This window comes from Eubacterium sp. MSJ-13, assembly GCF_018918235.1.
Taxonomy (GTDB): Bacteria; Bacillota; Clostridia; order Lachnospirales; family Lachnospiraceae; genus Butyribacter.
The window spans coordinates 1-16,746 of sequence record NZ_JAHLQE010000064.1 but is presented as its reverse complement, the minus strand read 5'-3'; the positions used below and the strand labels follow the sequence as shown (position 1 = coordinate 16,746).

Sequence of the window (16,746 nt, the reverse complement as noted above, 5' to 3'; positions counted from 1 at the left end):
TCGCGAAACCACAAACAATCTCCCAATCAAAACCTCCACATCGCAAAATCCCAAACACTTTTCCTATCAAATCCCTCCATCACGAAACCACAAACATCTCTTACCAAAATTCTCCACATCCCAAAACCACAAACACTTTTCCTATCAAAACCTCCACATCGCGAAACACCAAACAATCTCTTATCAAATTCTCCACATCGCGAAGCACCAATACCGTATATAGGCTTGCGAGTGGGCTGCTAAGTAACACAAGCAGGCATTGTTGTAGCCGCCGGTACTTAAGTGCTGTCTTTTAGCACTTTATGTACCGCTGCGAGCTACAAATAGCGAGAGCGTGCCTGCGGCTGTTACTTAGCAGCCCACTCGCAAGCCCTCACAACCTCCCTAAGTTTCGCCCTCACAACCTAGTTTCGCCCCGCAATCTCCAACAACTGGTCACGCAGTTTCGCCGCCAACTCAAAATTAAGTTCTGCTGCCGCCGTATGCATCTGTTTCTTGAGCTTCGCAACAAGTTTATCAATCTCTTTCTCACTCATAGACTCGATATCCTTGGTTATATCCTCACTGCTTGTCTCAACCTTCTTTGAAATACTTATAAGCTCTCTTACAGCCTTCTTTATCGTCTGCGGAGTGATACCATGCTCCTCGTTATATTTCGCCTGAATCTTTCTTCTTCGGTTAGTCTCATCTATCGCATTCTTCATCGAGTCAGTCATAACATCCGCATACATGATAACACGCCCATCAGCATTTCTAGCCGCCCTTCCAATAGTCTGTATAAGCGATATCTCAGAGCGAAGGAATCCTTCCTTATCAGCATCAAGAATAGCCACAAGCTCAATCTCAGGTATATCAAGTCCCTCACGCAGAAGGTTGATTCCAACAAGTACATCAAACACATCCATTCGCATATCCCTGATTATCTCCGAACGCTCAAGCGTATCTATATCAGAATGAAGATATCTCACCCTTATACCTATCTCTTTCAGATAATTTGTCAGATCCTCCGCCATCTTTTTCGTAAGTGTATTTATCATAACCTTATTTCCGGCATCAAGCGTCTTTCTTATCTCACCTACAAGGTCATCAATCTGCCCCTTTACAGGTTTAACTGTAATCTCCGGGTCAAGAAGTCCCGTTGGTCTTATAATCTGCTCAACTCTTGCAAGCTCGTGTTCTTTCTCATACACATTCGGTGTTGCAGACACAAAGAGCATCTGATTTATATGGCTCTCAAACTCATCAAAATTAAGAGGTCTGTTGTCAAGTGCCGATGGCAGTCTGAAACCATACTCCACAAGCGTATTTTTTCTTGAGCGGTCACCCGCATACATCCCTCTTATCTGAGGTATCGTGATATGCGACTCATCAACCATTATGATAAAATCATCAGGAAAATAATCAAGCAATGTATGAGGCGGCTGCCCCGGTTTAAGTCCTGATAAATGTCTTGAATAATTTTCTATTCCAGAACAGAACCCCGTTTCACGAAGCATCTCTATATCAAAATTCGTTCTCTCCGAAATTCTCTGTGCTTCAAGAAGTTTATCCTGACTTTTAAACTCCTTAACTCTGTATTCAAGTTCATTTTCTATACCTATTATTGCTCTGTTCATATTGTCATGGTCTACCACATAATGAGATGCCGGAAACACAACCATATGCTCAAGTTCTGCCTTTATCTCCCCCGTAAGCACATCTATCTGTGTTATCCTGTCAACCTCATCCCCGAAAAATTCAACTCTGAGTGCCATATCAGACTCCGAAACAGGAAAAATCTCCAATACATCACCACGCACTCTGAAAGTGCCACGCTTAAAATCCATATCATTGCGGGCATACTGAATCTCTACAAGTTTTTTGATAACCTCATCTCTGTCCTTCATCATCCCCGGTCTTAGAGAAACAGTCATATTCTGATAGTCTATAGGACTTCCAAGACCATATATGCAGGAAACACTCGCAACAATGATGACGTCCCTCCTCTCAGTGAGAGCTGCCGTAGCAGAATGTCTTAATTTATCAATCTCATCATTTATAGATGAATCCTTCTCTATATAAGTATCGGATGACGGAACATACGCCTCCGGCTGGTAATAATCATAATAGGAGACAAAATATTCCACCGCATTTTCAGGAAAGAATTCTTTAAACTCGCCATAAAGCTGTGCTGCAAGAGTCTTGTTATGTGCGATTATAAGTGTAGGTCTGTTCAGTTTCTGTATAACATTTGCCATTGTAAAAGTTTTGCCCGAACCTGTAACACCAAGCAATGTCTGAAACTGGTTACCTTCTTCAAATCCTTTTACAAGTTCCTCGATAGCCTGTGGCTGGTCTCCGGTTGGCTCATATGGAGCTTTTAATTTGAACTCACTCATTGTAGATTCCTCCTTACATGCTTTGCCAAGCGGATATTAGCAATCCGCTCTGCTACTTGCTCATAATACTATTAGCTGCTATCGCAGCATATCAGAAGGGGCTTATACCCCTCCTAATACAAGCAAATCCCCACCCACCACTATTACTCTACACAATAGAAGTGGTGGACTTTCTTGATAGTGTTAAAATAACTCCGGCTCATTCTCAATCAAATCTTCTGCTAAATATTTTGCATCCATATTTTCTATTCCATAACTGTCGTTTGAAATTTGTTCAGCAAGTTTACTGGAATAATAAATATCAAATGCCTTTCGTAAATCAATACCTTTCATTTCGGAAATTGCATTAATAATATCATTTTCCAGATTTTGTTTATAAACTTCTTCCAATTGCTTTTTATCTACCATTGTTTTCCACCTCATATGCCCTTTTAAAAGTGATAAGTCGATTCAGTATTTCTTGATTTACAATACAGATTTGATTGTTCATCTTATAGTATCGCAATTCCCCCAAAACTTTTTCCTTATCCCACAATCCTTTAAAATACATATCTACAGTCTTAAACACATCATCATCTGCAACATTTCCTATAATAATGTCATATTCTTTATTTAACGGTTGTCCTTTTCTACATGCACATACAAAATCAAGCCATTTTTCATTTTCTTTTTGAAAAGATAATACTCTAAAATCATCCCATTCTTCAGATAATTCATAAACATTAACTATTGCAGTTTTTTCCTTTCTCATACCCTTTCGAACTGCCCATTTCTTTGCCTGATTTTCAAAAGTTGTAATGTAAAATCCTCTGCCAAAATCCAAATACTTTTTTGAATGTACTACATCTGGATTTTTTATAATTTCTGTTGATCCATGATATACAATCATACATTAACTCCTTTTTCTCTCACATAATCAGTAATATCTTCAACCAAATATTCTTTTCCCTGTGTATGAAGAACATCATAGCATTTAATAATATAATTATCCAAAATTCCGGTTGAATTTAATATTTTATACACTTTGGCTGGAGACATGTTCCATTTATCCGCAAGACTATATAGCATGAATATTGAAAAACTCAATTCTTTTTTCTCACACATAATCACAACCAACCCTTCTGTCATATTTATACTTACACTATAACAAGCACTTTATATTTATACACTATATTTCCCAATTATTATCAAAAAGTCACCAAACACTTCATCCACCCGCTTTTCACCTATACTATACTAAATAAACATATGTTTTGCAACAACATTCCCAAATACCAAAACAGAGGCACTGCTTTCACAATACCTCTGTTTTGATAAGATTATTCAATTATAAATTATATTATACGATATCCTATTCCTGTATAAGCGTAAATACACTTATAAGCTCTTTAAGTTTATCAGCCTGTGCTGAAAGTTCTTCACTGCTTGCCGAGCTTTCTTCTGCCATGGCAGTATTCTCCTGAATAACGGCTGCTATCTGATTTGCTGCATCAGAAATCTGTGAAAGTGCCTGTGACTGCTTGTCAGATGCCTCTGTTATCTCACCTATATTTTTAACAAGGTCATTTGTCTTTTTGACAGATGCAAGAAGTTTCTGGGCTGTTTCATCAACAACCTTCTTTCCATCATCAACCGCCTGCATTGCCTTTACGATAAGGTCATTTGAATTCTTGGCTGCCTCTGCACTCTGTGTCGCAAGTACTCCTACCTGAGTAGCAACAACCGCAAATCCTTTTCCACTCTCGCCGGCTCTTGCTGCCTCTATTGATGCATTGAGTGCAAGAAGATTAGTCTGCTCTGCTATGTCATCTATCGTACTTATGATAGAACTTATCTGTGCAGAACTCTCATTTATCACTTCCATAGCTTCTACAACCTGCTGCATCTGCTCATTGCTGCTTATGATATCCTCACCGACAACCTTTGCCATGTCATTAGCTATATTTGCATTTTCAGCATTCTTCTCAACCTGCTCTGAAACATTTACTATTGTACTCTGCAATTCATCAACCGAACTTGCCTGATCCATTGCTCCATCAGTAAGAGACTGTGCACCCTGAGATATCTGTGCTGCATTTGCCGCAACAAGTTCTGAAGCTGCATTGATCTCATTTAATGTATGAGACAGGTCATTAATAACCTTTACCAACGCCACTTCGATATGTTTGAAATCACCGACATGCTCTACACTAGGTGCAATATTAAAGTTTCCGGTAGCCATATCATTAAGTCCTCTTGTAAGATCCTTTATGATACTGCTAAGTGTAGTTGCCATTCTTGAAAATGTATCAGCAAGTTCTCCGATCTCATCTGTATGCTGTGCTTCAAGTGATACAGAAAAATCACCATGTGAGAGCTTATCAGCAACCTCCATAACGCCACTGATAGGCTGTATATAACTTCGTACAAAATGCGAACTTACAATAATGATAACTACCAAAGTAATAATCGAAATAATGACCATCATTAAGACAAGTTTAACAGTATTACTATAAAGGTCTGTTTTCTTTAATGCACTCGCTGCCCACCATGTCTGATTTGCAGCCTGAATAGGTGCATAATACCTTACGATACTGCTTCCATCATCCTTCTTCGTGCTGACACTGAAACTCTTTCCTGTCTTCATGCCATTCTCAATCTTTTTATAATCACTTTCAGAAATCAGTTCACTTAATTTCTGCCCTACATAATCATTTGATTCACTATCATAGACCATTGTACTGTTTGCATTATAAACATCAACATACATACTTGGATATTTTGAATCTGATGAATTAAGTTTGCTAAATGTTTCAATATTTATATCAACTACTATTATTCCCTTAGTCTCTCCATCATAAACAATAGGGAATGATGCTGTTACCATTGTTATTCCCTGATCCTCATATGGGTCAGTAAAATAATCCTGCTGTGTCTCAGCAGCCTGCTTATAATATTCATTTTTACTGTAATCACTGTATTTTCCATAGCTCTGAACTTTACCTGCTTCTGCATCGTCAGAACTAACATAAACTGTATAATCTTTTATTGCCGGATCAAACGCATCCTGCTCAAAGAATACTCCAACACCCGCAATTTCTTCATTATTCTTAGCTGTCGAAGTTGCGAGATTGACAATAAAGTTTTCAATCTCCTTATTCATACTTTGAAGTGATACATCATATACATCACTTTTTTCCTTACGTCCATCGTACCCCTTTTTTGAATATTCGTCATACTTTTTCTCCAGATATTCCTGAAGAATAGTAGCAGTATTTGACGCATTTGTTATTATGTTCTGTACCATCTGGCCGTTTTCTTTTGCAATTCCCGTAAACTCACCGTTGATACTGCTGCTAAGTGAACGACCTGCCAATGCTGCACTAATGGCAACCATTATTGCCAGACATACTCCGAGAAGCATTGCTGTGGCTACTGAGATCTTATATGACAGTTTTTTATTTCTAAACTTCTCAACTGCCGACATTGCTTTTCCATTCTGTTTTGAACTCATATAACTTTCCTCTCTTTTTCATGTACTTTATAATCGTGTGCTTTTGTGCTTTACACTTAAACAACCAACTACAATTATATCACTGTAAAAAAAATGTAACAATATACTATATATTCCGTAATCATTTGAAAACAGGCTTTTTTCGGTATGTCATTTTTTATATTTCTCTATATGACTTTCCAAATAACTGGTCAAGCGGATATTCGCAATCCGCTTTGCTACTTGCTCATAAACACTATTAGCTGCTATCGCAGCATATCAAAAGGGGCTTGTGCCCCTCCTAATACAAGGAAGTCCCCACCCCCACTTATTGCTCTACGCAATATAACCGTGGGGACTTTCTTGATAGTGTTAAAATTTTATTGGCTGAGATAGTCAAGCGCAGCCTTAACCTGATTATCGACTTTTACACCGCTTTCCTCTAACTTTATACGCTTGCCGGTATATTCAACCTTTACATCAGGTTCAAAACCTTTGTCATGTATATTTGTTCCTTTAGGCGTATAATACTTAGATGTAGTAAACTTTATGGCTGTGCCATCTTCAAGAGCAAACGATGACTGTACTATACCCTTTCCAAAAGTTTTTGTCCCGATGAGCTTCGCCTTTCCATAATCTCTTAACGCTCCACAAAATACTTCAGATGCACTTGCAGAATTGCCATTCACAAGAATCACAATAGGAACATTTACTTCTTTTTTGTCTTTCGTATAATACTCCTGTGCAATGCCCTTTTTATCCTTTGTATAAACTACCATTTCTTTCGGAAGAAGTCTGTCAAGCATACCTATCGCAGTATTCAAAAGTCCGCCACCGTTATCTCTCAAATCTATAATAAGGCCTTTCTCACCTTTTTTCTCTAAGTCATCTACAGCTTTTATAAACTGTTTTTCAGTGACTTCCTCAAATCCGCTTACTGAAATGTAGCCTATATTATTATCAAGCATCTTATGAGAAACCGTCTTATCTTTTATAACTTCTCTTTTTATCTTCATTTTCAACGGTTCTGCCACATTATTCCTGTTTACCGTTATCTCAACACTTGTGCCCTCTTTTCCCTTTACTTTTGACACAATATAAGAGATATCCTTGCTTTCAATATTTTCTCCATCAACTTCTACAAGAATATCACCTTTCTTTACCCCTGCTCTCTGTGCAGGTCCTCCTTTCACGACACCTATTATCGTCAATACTCCCGTATTTGAGTCCTGAGACATATATGCACCTATCCCACAAAATACGCCGCTAGACTTTTCAGAGATATCCTTGTATTCATCCTTTGTATAATACGCCGCATATTTATCATCAAGACCATTTAATATTCCCTTATAAACCGAATCCGCCATCTTTTCATAATCTATATCATTCAGATAATATTTATCTATATATGCAGACAACAAATTTATCTTATCCTTTATCTTCGCTGCCTGTTCGTTGGTTATCTGGCTGTTCTGTTTTGTGTTTACCACTGAACTTATATCAAGTTTTCCCGTGTAAGAAGCCACTGTTACAAGCAATACAAAACATGTCAAAGTCACCACAACTCCCATCAAAACACCTTTTAAATAAGTCATTGTTTCGTTTTTTATATTCATATGCACTCTCTTCCAATCACATTTTTTATATTTATGGATACCATTTATATGATATTACCATCTATATGATATTATCACACTTAAAAGAACTTTTCCAATATGCACTTTTACTCGTAATTCCTTAACATTAACACCCTGCTGCCAAGTGACGCCATTCATCCTACATTCTGAAGTCATAGGTTTTGTGAGCAAAATATTATAAACTTCCACAACCTTCTCACAAATAAAAATCCCCTGTCTATGCTGATACCATATCAGTTACGATATCAGCATAAACAGGGAACACTACTGCCTATAGTCAAGCGTATATTGAAGTTTAGAATTCAAATGTTTCCATATATTTCATATATTTAACTACCATCAATGCTATCTTAAATGTGATCGCATCATCAAATACCCTGAGGTCAAGTCCTGTACTCTTTTCAAGTTTGTCAAGTCGGTATACCAGTGTATTTCTATGAATGTAAAGCTGTCTTGATGTCTCTGATACATTAAGACTGTTTTCAAAGAACTTATTTATCGTAGCTATAGTTTCCTCATCAAAATCATCCGGTGTCTTGTCCCCGAATATCTCACCTATAAACATCTTGCAAAGCGGCATCGGAAGCTGATAAATAAGTCTTCCTATTCCAAGACTGCTGTATGCGATGACATTTTGGTCACTATAGAATATCTTTCCGACATCAAGTGCCATTTTCGCTTCCTTATAAGAACGGGACACATCCTTTATCTCATTTACGATAGTTCCATAAGAAACATGGACACTTATCATAGCTTCTGTGTTGAGCATATCAAGAATGACATTTGCTGTCTTATCCATATCCTCGTATCCCTCATTTTCCTTGAGTTCTTTGACAAGAATAATGTTTTTCTCATCTACCTGAGTTATAAAATCTCTTGTCTTTCCTGCAAATAATCCCTTAACTGTCTCCAATGCATTTGAATCTTTTTCGTTCTTTGTCTCTATCAAAAATACAACTCTGTTTACACTTGTATCTATATGGAGCTTCTTTGCACGATTGTAGATATCTACCAGAAGGAGATTATCAAGCAAAAGATTCTTTATAAAGTTGTCCTTGTCATAACGCTCCTTATATGCAACAAGAAGGTTCTGTATCTGAAATGCAGCCAATTTTCCAACCATATACACATCATCACTGTCACCTTTTGCAAGGATAACATACTCTAACTGATGATCGTCAAAAACCTTAAAGAACTGATACCCCTGAAGCACCTGACTGTCCGCCGGAGAATCTACAAATGCCATAACTGCATCCTCATATTCTTCAACATTATTTATAGTAGTGGCAAGTGCTTTTCCTTCCGTATCCATAACACAAATATCAATTCTGGTAATATTTTTAAGTCCATCTATTGTAGTCTGTAAAACCTGATTAGATATCATATATTCCCTCCAACATTTATCATCTATATTTTAAAAGTAAAAATACATTTTGCTTTTAATACATTTTTTGATTCCATTACTAAACTATACCATCAATTTGCACAAAAGTAAATACTCCATGAAACAATATATCCATATTTACTATATTATTACGCATAAAAATTGTGCATTTTAACAAATTTTATGTTTAAACAGAATACTATGATACTTTTTTATAGTGACTAAAAAAGGCCATCACAAAAATGTGATGACCCTTTAATTTATAAAACTGCTTTTTCAAAAATATAACATAACATTCCCAAAAAACTAGTTTGTAATAACTTTCTCTGTCTCTTTGTCGAATACATGAATCTTGCTTGTATCAAGTGCAATCTTGATAGTATCGCCAGGACGTGCTGTTGTACGAGGATTTACACGAACTGTGATGTCAAATCCCTCTACTGTGAAGTATAAGAATACTTCAGCACCGAGCATTTCGTAAACTTTTACAGTTGCCTCAAGGACATTATCTGTTCCATTGTTTACATAGATTTCTTCATCCTTGATATCCTCAGGACGAATACCCATGATAACATCTTTACCAATGTAGCCACCTTCAACAAGTTTCTCTGCTTTTCCTTCAGGAAGTTTAACTGAATATGTACCAAACTCAAGTTTAACATCTGAACCATCTTTAACTGCTTTACAATTGATGAAGTTCATCTGAGGTGATCCGATGAATCCTGCTACGAATACATTGCAAGGCTTTGTATAAAGATCGATAGGTGAAGCAACCTGCTGCATAACACCATCTTTCATAACTACGATACGAGTACCAAGTGTAAGAGCCTCTGTCTGGTCATGTGTAACATAGATGATAGTAGCTTCAAGTCTCTGATGTATCTTAGAAATCTCGATACGCATCTGTACACGAAGTTTTGCATCAAGGTTTGATAAAGGCTCATCCATAAGGAATACCTTAGGATTACGAACGATTGCACGACCCATGGCAACACGCTGTCTCTGACCACCTGATAAAGCCTTTGGCTTACGGTCTAAGAGATGCTCGATATCAAGAATCTTTGCTGCTTCATGAACAAGTTTGTCAATCTTCTCCTTTGGAGTTTTTCTAAGTTTAAGTCCAAATGCCATGTTGTCATAAACTGACATATGAGGATAAAGAGCGTAGTTCTGGAATACCATGGCGATATCTCTGTCCTTTGGCTCTACATCATTTACAAGAGTATTTCCGATCCATAACTCACCTGAAGAAATTTCCTCAAGACCTGCGATCATACGGAGTGTTGTAGATTTTCCACAACCTGAAGGTCCTACGAAGATGATAAACTCTTTATCTGCAATATCAAGATTAAAATTTTTAACTGCCTGGAATCCGTTTGGATATGTTTTACAAATGTTTTTTAAAGATAAGCTTGCCATTATGTGCGTCCTCCTAATTTCATACAATTCATTTTAAAATATATAATAATGTGAATTTTGCCTGTCACATCTTTCATGCTTGTATAATACACTATCTTAAAATAATTTACCATAGAACAAATAGCCAAATAAATTTTTGACTTTTTGTGCAAAGAGTATATAAAGAGGATTTATTATAAATTTTTGCCTGTTTTATTATTAAATATCACAATAATTGCACCCTCAAACTGTCTGTTTTAACCAAAAGCAATATCAGTTTTGTTAAAAATAGTCAAATTATTCGTCTTTTTTGGTGTTATATATGTCAATTCTTTTCCTAAAAAATCTCGCCTTAAAAAATTTCTGAGGTATTCTCTCTACTGCAATCTTTTCATATAAACCAGCAAGACCTATCTTTCTTATCCATTTTGGAATCTTTTTTTCTTCTGCCATAATTATCTGTGCAACTCCACCAATCGCAACACATAATTTGGCATTCAACAGATTTACATGTTCCATGATCCAGCTTTCCTGAACGCCCGTCCTAAGATCAACAAGCAGAATATCAGGTATGCAGGTATTTATTTCATTTACTATCGCTGCATCTTCCATATCCTCACTGTAGATGCATGAACCGATAATACGAAGTTGTGGCTGATTTTTTTTGCAGTAATTCTTTAGATTTTCAATATCACTGCTATCATCCGAAACTATGTAAATAGTCCTGTCCTGTTTTTGCAGGTTTTCAAGCATTATACCAAAGCTTTTACAACTTACTACCATACCAGCATCCTTCAGGATATCTATCTTATAATTTGTCAGGAGTGCCTCCTCTCCCGGCAAAAACAGTTCAGCTCTGTCAACAAGTTCATGATATTTTTCATTTTCTGCGGATCTGTTTATCACCTCCGCAGATGCAAAAAATATCACATCAAGTTTATCATCATTTAAATACGCATTTATCTTTTCAATAAATACATCATTGCTGAGCATGTCTATCTCCATACCCATCACATTTACAACTGATTGCATAATATACCATGCCTTTCACAAAAAATGCACGTCATCTTAATAAGTGGCGTGCATTTTAAATTTGTTATTTCTATATCTGTCAATTGTTAGCATCAGCCGTTCCTATGATAATCTTAATATCATATCCGCTCTCAACTGTCCCCGTTTCTATAACCGGATTGCTAAAATACTGTACTAAATCTTTACCAGCACCATCCTCTTTTACAATAATCTTTGTCTGTGTCAAAGTAGCTGCTGTATAATCACCGATTTTCTTCACCTTATATCCAGCATTTGTAAGTTTTGTCTTTGCTGCTGATGCAAGACCGCCTATCTTACTTCCATTTAATACTATTATACTCTTTCCTTTTGATGATTTTGTCGAAGTTCTTGCAACTCTATCAAACACCTGTGCCTGTGTATATGTCGTATCATTGTTTACAAGATTATCTATAAATAATTTTGATGCCTTTGTATCTACCTGGAATATATTGTCCGTATACTTCCCTGGAATTCCCCAATAATGAAAAAGCTCCGGATCAAGTTTTTCATAACATTCTACATAACCTATCTTATTATAAACCGTAAGATTAGAATCCACTCTCTCATATTGCTGCTTTATAAACTCAGCTATCTTTTTCTGGTCTCCCTTTATATCCTTCAACTGATTTATATAACTCTCACTAGCCACATTTATCTTCTCTGTAACTGTAACCGACCTATCATTTTCAGACTCTGCAAGCGATAAAGGTTTAAATTTTACATTTACATTCCTTCTCGCATAATGACTTATATATGTTTCACGGTCTATTACAGTATAATAACTTATCTTTACTCCAAGCATCTTTTCTATGATAAGTTCACCATAACCATATGCATCATCATCTTTCTGAAAATACTGCTTAAGCCTGCCTATCCTGACAATCTGCGGTATCTCCTCATTAACTGTACTAAGTCTCTGATACATGTCAGTAGGTATAGTATAGTCTGTTCCTACCGGAATCGTTATATAATCCATATTGTTTGTATTGGTGTTACATATTTCCAAAATAAGATGTGATATTTTATTCTCGTCGCTTACATATATTAGATTTTTTGAAATTTCATCTGTTTGTGCTTCCTCAATAATATCTTTGATTTCATTTGAAGATGTTCCTACATTTTCCGAATTGTTTGAGAGAACCATATATGAAATTTTGTAACTTGCAAAGCCTACTGCAATTATGAGCAATATAAATAATATTGATTTTAACAGACTCAACGCAAATACCTTTGCTATATTCTTCTTTTTCATAACTGTACCTTTCTAATCTTGATTCTTTTTGTATAATACTAAAAAAACATATGAAGTATTATATCAAAAAAAAATTTCTATGTAAAGCAAAAGACTCGGTATTGTAACTTTTTTAACTAAATCGTAATACTTATTCTATATATTTTAAAAATGATTTTTATAGTCAGCTTCTTTATTTCTGACATTCAAATACATATATGGTATATTTATACTTATATAATATGATGCAAGGGTCAAAAACATATAATAATGTATCAATCCGTAGCATCAGTTTGGGGCAAAATACCTTTTGACCCAATATTATAATATAGAAATGAGGTAGATTCATGAACAAAACAGTTGTTGTAACAGGAGCTTCGCGCGGCATTGGACGTGCTATTGCTCTTTACTATGCCCAAAAAGGATTCAATGTATGTATATGTTGTCATAAAAGCTTAGAAAAGCTTGAAAAACTAAAACAGAAAATTCTAAACTGCGGTGTCAGTTGTGTTTCATATGCTGGAGATATTGGAATTTATAAAAATTGTGAAGATTTTTTTGAACTTATCATTAAAAATTTCGGGAGACCAGACATCCTTATAAATAATGCCGGTATTTCCTATATAGGGCTCCTACAGGATATGACTCCGGAAGAATGGCATAATATTGTTGAAACAAATCTCACATCTGTATTCAACTGCTGTAAACTTGCCATTCCTTCTATGTTAAATGTACATGCAGGAAAAATCATAAATATTTCCTCTGTATGGGGGTGTGTCGGTGCATCAACGGAAGTTGCATATTCAGCTACAAAAGGCGGTATCAATTCATTCACAAAAGCACTTGCCAAAGAACTCGCACCAAGCAATATACAAGTAAACGCAATAGCATGTGGTATAATTGATACTGACATGAATAGTTTTCTCAACGATGAAGACCTTCAAAATGTAATAGACGAAGTGCCTGCCGGAAGAATCGGAAAGCCGGAAGATGTTGCAAAACTTGCCTTTGATATTTCAAATACCAGTGATTATCTTACAGGTCAGGTGATAAACCTTGATGGCGGCTGGATATAAACCGTTTTTTGATTATTTGTGCATTATAAAAGAGAGACTGCCACATTAACGAAAATTTATACAAAATATAAATTCTTTTACTATCAAATACACATATTTTATATAAAATTTTCTTATTGCGACAATCTCTCTTTGTTAAAATTTTGAAAAACTCTATATCTTTTTACATTTTTACATAAAAATCTCTTGTCTTTTTAATGATTTCAGGCACATCAACCTTGTCCTTATCCCATACCCTGAACTTAAGATCATACTCTTTAGTCTTCTTGCCCTTTTCTCTGTTAAATCTGGTCATTGCATCTTTGAACAATGGCTGATCCTCTATTCCTTCTCTTATATCTTTGGCAAATGGACAATATGTAGCCATGATCTCACGCACCGGTTTGGTTAATAACAGACCTCCATGTGCTTCATGTTTGATCCAGTTTTCATAATCAATTACAAATACTTCTCTTGTATTATTTCTGCATTTCTGAATCTGCATCTTAAGTTTTTCCTTTTTGTCTTCAGACAGATCCCTGTTTTTTCTGTAAAACTGCACAAAGTCACTGTATTCACTTGTCAATGACTTAACCTGTATATTATTCCATGCTGTTCCCTGCATTGTCCTGCAAAGTTCCCATCTGAATCTTCCAAACAATTTAACCATAGCCGCATCAATGTCAGTATCAAGAAATGCCGGAACCAGAAACCTTCCTTTTGAATTTCTTTTTCTCCCGCTGATTTCCTGCCACATGACCGGATTGCTTCCTGATATAGGAAACACTATAAAATCAGGGAAAACTTCTTCCATTATATATTCTTTCTTTATGTGCTCACCGTCACCAGTATAAAGGCTTTCTCTATAAAAAGCAGAATAATCTATCTGTAAAAGTCTGTGTACTGCTGCATTTATCCTGTCACTTGACATAAATGTTTTTAAAAGTGACGATGCACAGCCGTCTTTATGTAAAAATGGTACAAAAGCTGATACCTGACCACACATAATACGATGATTTGCTTTAAACATATTGTCTACTTCAAACTCAAATTTTGCATTTCTGTCATTTGTAAGTTTATCTACCTGTTCATCAGTCAATGCACCTATTCTCTTCTGATCTCTCAAATTTTCTGCATAATCAAGGTCAAATTCACTCTTTGATGGCTCTTTTCTTCCCTCAATCACCTCTGTAAGCCACTGTTTCATATCATAAACCGTACACAATGCGCCCGAAGTATCATGGTGTTCTATTGATAATAGCTGTTCAAGAAGATCCTCACTCAAAAGCCTTTCACTCAAAAGTCCATATCTCAAAAATAAATCGATGATTACAGGTGTTTCTTCCACAGACTTATAATCCTTCAGGAATACCTTTTTGTAAATCTTATAATATATCTTTGATATATTTCTTCTTAATGTTCTCGCATCATCATCTGTAGAAAATTTATCTCCCATCTTTTCAAATGCAATTATATATTTTTCAAAAGCTGCAGCCTCATCCGAATCAATTTCCGAATAGTCAAGTATATATGACAATGAACCATTAAGTTCACTGATATCATGATATTCTCCCTCTGTCAGTGCTAACTCATCACCCCTGTCACTATTAGATGCACCATCACCATTTAAAAGATTGCAGTAAGCATCTTCCATGAAATCATGATCAATCTCAAGATCAACACATGCCTTATCAAGCAAAAGATTCTCTAATATATTTGTGTTATCTATAATATCTTCAAACAATGCCATACCCTCAGCCGAATCTTCTCCAACACGCTGAAGTGTATTTGTAAGCTGAAATACCTGCATATATAAGCTTCTATCGTCTTTTATCAGCGGATTTGCAAGCTTTCTAAGGTACTCTGTCCCCCTCACACACTCACTTGTAAGAATATTTATAAGACTGATCTGCTCCAGAACATGATATACAGATATCGTAGAACTTGCACCAAAATAAGCCTTCTGTATCTCCGGTGCAACGTCACAGCATGCTCTGTAATACATTACTTTATCTATATCAACAACAGTATCATGATCATACTCGTCAATCTCATCTATAGAACGTATATTGTCAGCCCTTATTCCTGCATTTTTAGCTATTTCAGTATATCTTTCCCTGGCTGAAAGTAAAAAATCATACAGCTTATCTGCCAACTCAGTAATCTTATTATATGTTATCGAAAGTTCACGAATAAGCCTGCTGAAAGATGCTACCATAATCCCAGCATAATCCTTATTTGCCTTTATCAGACCTCTGACGGCCTGAGTAAGGCGCATCTTCGAAAATGCATATATCAGTGCATTTGTCTCAGCAGTATAAGTAACATTATATGTATCGCCCTTCAAGTCGCATAAACCTATAAAATTTCCCGAACCTACTACTACATTTACCCCTTCTTTACTAATACGTATTCGCCCTTTTACGACCAGACTGACTGACGAAATGTCATCACCCTGTTCATATATTATAGTGTCTTTTATTATCTGATTTACACTATTTAGTTTTAAATCCGCCTTCAATGCCTTTCCTCCCTTTTTCAACAACTCATATCCCACATGAATTTTTTAGTTTCATATTTCTTTTATTATACAAGCTAATACACCTATCGTCAATTTAGTAAATCAAGAAAAAAAGACAAAAAAAGACAAGGCTTCGCCTTGTTCAGATAAATATATATATAAATCCGTGCATCCTGTGTCGAAAATATCACTGCAACCGTTACCTTGGCAGTTAACTCGGCTCCGGCTACCTTACGGCACACGAAATATCTCACTTAGTGCTGCTAGGTTCCCCTCCTGACACGGTTCATGAGTTTCCATTGCGCAAGACCAAAACGTCAACGCCACTTACCAAGGGCAGCATCACAAATGACAAACCCTAAACAGGACATCACCCCTGCTATAGCGGATTGCAGGTTACAGGGAGCCGCTAATTCCCCAGCTAGCACGGAAGTTTTTACAAAAAACTTTCCACATACAGATTATAAAATATAACTGTGACTATAACTATATAACTATATTTTAAAATCCTGATTATTCAAAAATAAGGAAACCCTTTTAAGATTTCCTTATCCGATATGCAATGCGGAAGAAGGGACTTGAACCCTCACGTCGTCGCCAACACTAGATCCTTAGTC

Annotated in this window: 12 protein-coding genes and 1 other RNA gene; 1 reads left to right on the top strand and 12 read right to left on the bottom strand. The window is 36.1% G+C overall.

Features of this window, described 5'->3' with window-relative positions; genetic code table 11:
* Positions 1-404: 404 nt before the first annotated feature.
* The 10 genes from uvrB to KQI69_RS04070 all read right to left on the bottom strand — a co-directional run bounded on the left by uvrB (position 405) and on the right by KQI69_RS04070 (position 12,574).
* Positions 405-2,378, bottom strand: coding sequence for an excinuclease ABC subunit UvrB (uvrB, locus tag KQI69_RS04115; protein ID WP_216564036.1), 1,974 nt, complete (start codon positions 2,376-2,378; stop codon positions 405-407).
* Between the two features lie 183 nt (positions 2,379-2,561).
* Positions 2,562-2,786 carry a hypothetical protein gene (locus KQI69_RS04110; protein WP_216564035.1) on the bottom strand — a complete coding sequence of 75 codons (225 nt, stop codon included), beginning with the start codon at positions 2,784-2,786 and terminating at the stop codon, positions 2,562-2,564.
* Entirely contained in the window at positions 2,776-3,267 is a 492-nt protein-coding gene (locus tag KQI69_RS04105) for a DUF3990 domain-containing protein (RefSeq protein WP_216564034.1), read from the bottom strand. The genes KQI69_RS04110 and KQI69_RS04105 overlap by 11 nt, the downstream gene beginning before the upstream one ends.
* Positions 3,264-3,482: a DUF3791 domain-containing protein gene (locus KQI69_RS04100; protein ID WP_216564033.1), complete on the bottom strand. Its 219-nt coding sequence runs from the start codon at positions 3,480-3,482 to the stop codon at positions 3,264-3,266. The genes KQI69_RS04105 and KQI69_RS04100 overlap by 4 nt, the downstream gene beginning before the upstream one ends.
* Positions 3,483-3,729: 247 nt before the next feature.
* On the bottom strand, positions 3,730-5,871 hold the full coding sequence (locus KQI69_RS04095; protein WP_216564032.1) for a methyl-accepting chemotaxis protein: 2,142 nt from the start codon (positions 5,869-5,871) through the stop codon (positions 3,730-3,732).
* Positions 5,872-6,230: 359 nt separating this feature from the next.
* Positions 6,231-7,466: a S41 family peptidase gene (locus KQI69_RS04090; RefSeq protein WP_216564030.1), complete on the bottom strand. Its 1,236-nt coding sequence runs from the start codon at positions 7,464-7,466 to the stop codon at positions 6,231-6,233.
* Between the two features lie 316 nt (positions 7,467-7,782).
* Positions 7,783-8,871, bottom strand: a complete 1,089-nt coding sequence (locus KQI69_RS04085) for a CdaR family transcriptional regulator (protein WP_216564029.1) — start codon at positions 8,869-8,871, stop codon at positions 7,783-7,785.
* Between the two features lie 306 nt (positions 8,872-9,177).
* Complete coding sequence (locus KQI69_RS04080) at positions 9,178-10,290, bottom strand: ABC transporter ATP-binding protein (RefSeq protein WP_216564028.1); 1,113 nt, start codon at positions 10,288-10,290, stop codon at positions 9,178-9,180.
* 276 nt (positions 10,291-10,566) lie between these two features.
* The gene (locus tag KQI69_RS04075; RefSeq protein WP_216564027.1) at positions 10,567-11,301 is read right to left on the bottom strand and encodes a WecB/TagA/CpsF family glycosyltransferase; all 735 of its coding nucleotides are present in this window, start codon (positions 11,299-11,301) and stop codon (positions 10,567-10,569) included.
* A gap of 79 nt (positions 11,302-11,380) precedes the next feature.
* The gene (locus KQI69_RS04070; protein WP_216564025.1) at positions 11,381-12,574 is read right to left on the bottom strand and encodes a LytR C-terminal domain-containing protein; all 1,194 of its coding nucleotides are present in this window, start codon (positions 12,572-12,574) and stop codon (positions 11,381-11,383) included.
* Positions 12,575-12,900: 326 nt separating this feature from the next.
* Between KQI69_RS04070 and ymfI the strand changes: the two genes are divergently transcribed.
* The gene (gene ymfI, locus KQI69_RS04065; RefSeq protein ID WP_216564023.1) at positions 12,901-13,629 is read left to right on the top strand and encodes an elongation factor P 5-aminopentanone reductase; all 729 of its coding nucleotides are present in this window, start codon (positions 12,901-12,903) and stop codon (positions 13,627-13,629) included.
* Positions 13,630-13,792: 163 nt separating this feature from the next.
* Here the strand turns inward: ymfI and KQI69_RS04060 are convergent, their stop codons facing one another.
* A complete protein-coding gene (locus KQI69_RS04060) occupies positions 13,793-16,129 on the bottom strand; it encodes a Crp/Fnr family transcriptional regulator (RefSeq protein ID WP_216564021.1) in 2,337 nt (778 codons plus the stop codon).
* Between the two features lie 164 nt (positions 16,130-16,293).
* Positions 16,294-16,559, bottom strand: an RNA gene (ffs, locus tag KQI69_RS04055) — signal recognition particle sRNA large type.
* Positions 16,560-16,746: the final 187 nt, after the last annotated feature.

Bases quoted from the DNA above. Each gene is read 5' to 3' on its own strand.
- KQI69_RS04100 (WP_216564033.1), bottom strand. From the start codon at position 3,482: ATGTGTGAGAAAAAAGAATTGAGTTTTTCAATATTCATGCTATATAGT.
- KQI69_RS04085 (WP_216564029.1), bottom strand. From the start codon at position 8,871: ATGATATCTAATCAGGTTTTACAGACTACAATAGATGGACTTAAAAAT.
- KQI69_RS04105 (WP_216564034.1), bottom strand. From the start codon at position 3,267: ATGATTGTATATCATGGATCAACAGAAATTATAAAAAATCCAGATGTA.
- KQI69_RS04095 (WP_216564032.1), bottom strand. From the start codon at position 5,871: ATGAGTTCAAAACAGAATGGAAAAGCAATGTCGGCAGTTGAGAAGTTT.
- KQI69_RS04110 (WP_216564035.1), bottom strand. From the start codon at position 2,786: ATGGTAGATAAAAAGCAATTGGAAGAAGTTTATAAACAAAATCTGGAA.
- uvrB (WP_216564036.1), bottom strand. From the start codon at position 2,378: ATGAGTGAGTTCAAATTAAAAGCTCCATATGAGCCAACCGGAGACCAG.
- KQI69_RS04090 (WP_216564030.1), bottom strand. From the start codon at position 7,466: ATGAATATAAAAAACGAAACAATGACTTATTTAAAAGGTGTTTTGATG.
- KQI69_RS04075 (WP_216564027.1), bottom strand. From the start codon at position 11,301: ATGCAATCAGTTGTAAATGTGATGGGTATGGAGATAGACATGCTCAGC.
- KQI69_RS04070 (WP_216564025.1), bottom strand. From the start codon at position 12,574: ATGAAAAAGAAGAATATAGCAAAGGTATTTGCGTTGAGTCTGTTAAAA.
- KQI69_RS04080 (WP_216564028.1), bottom strand. From the start codon at position 10,290: ATGGCAAGCTTATCTTTAAAAAACATTTGTAAAACATATCCAAACGGA.
- ymfI (WP_216564023.1), top strand. From the start codon at position 12,901: ATGAACAAAACAGTTGTTGTAACAGGAGCTTCGCGCGGCATTGGACGT.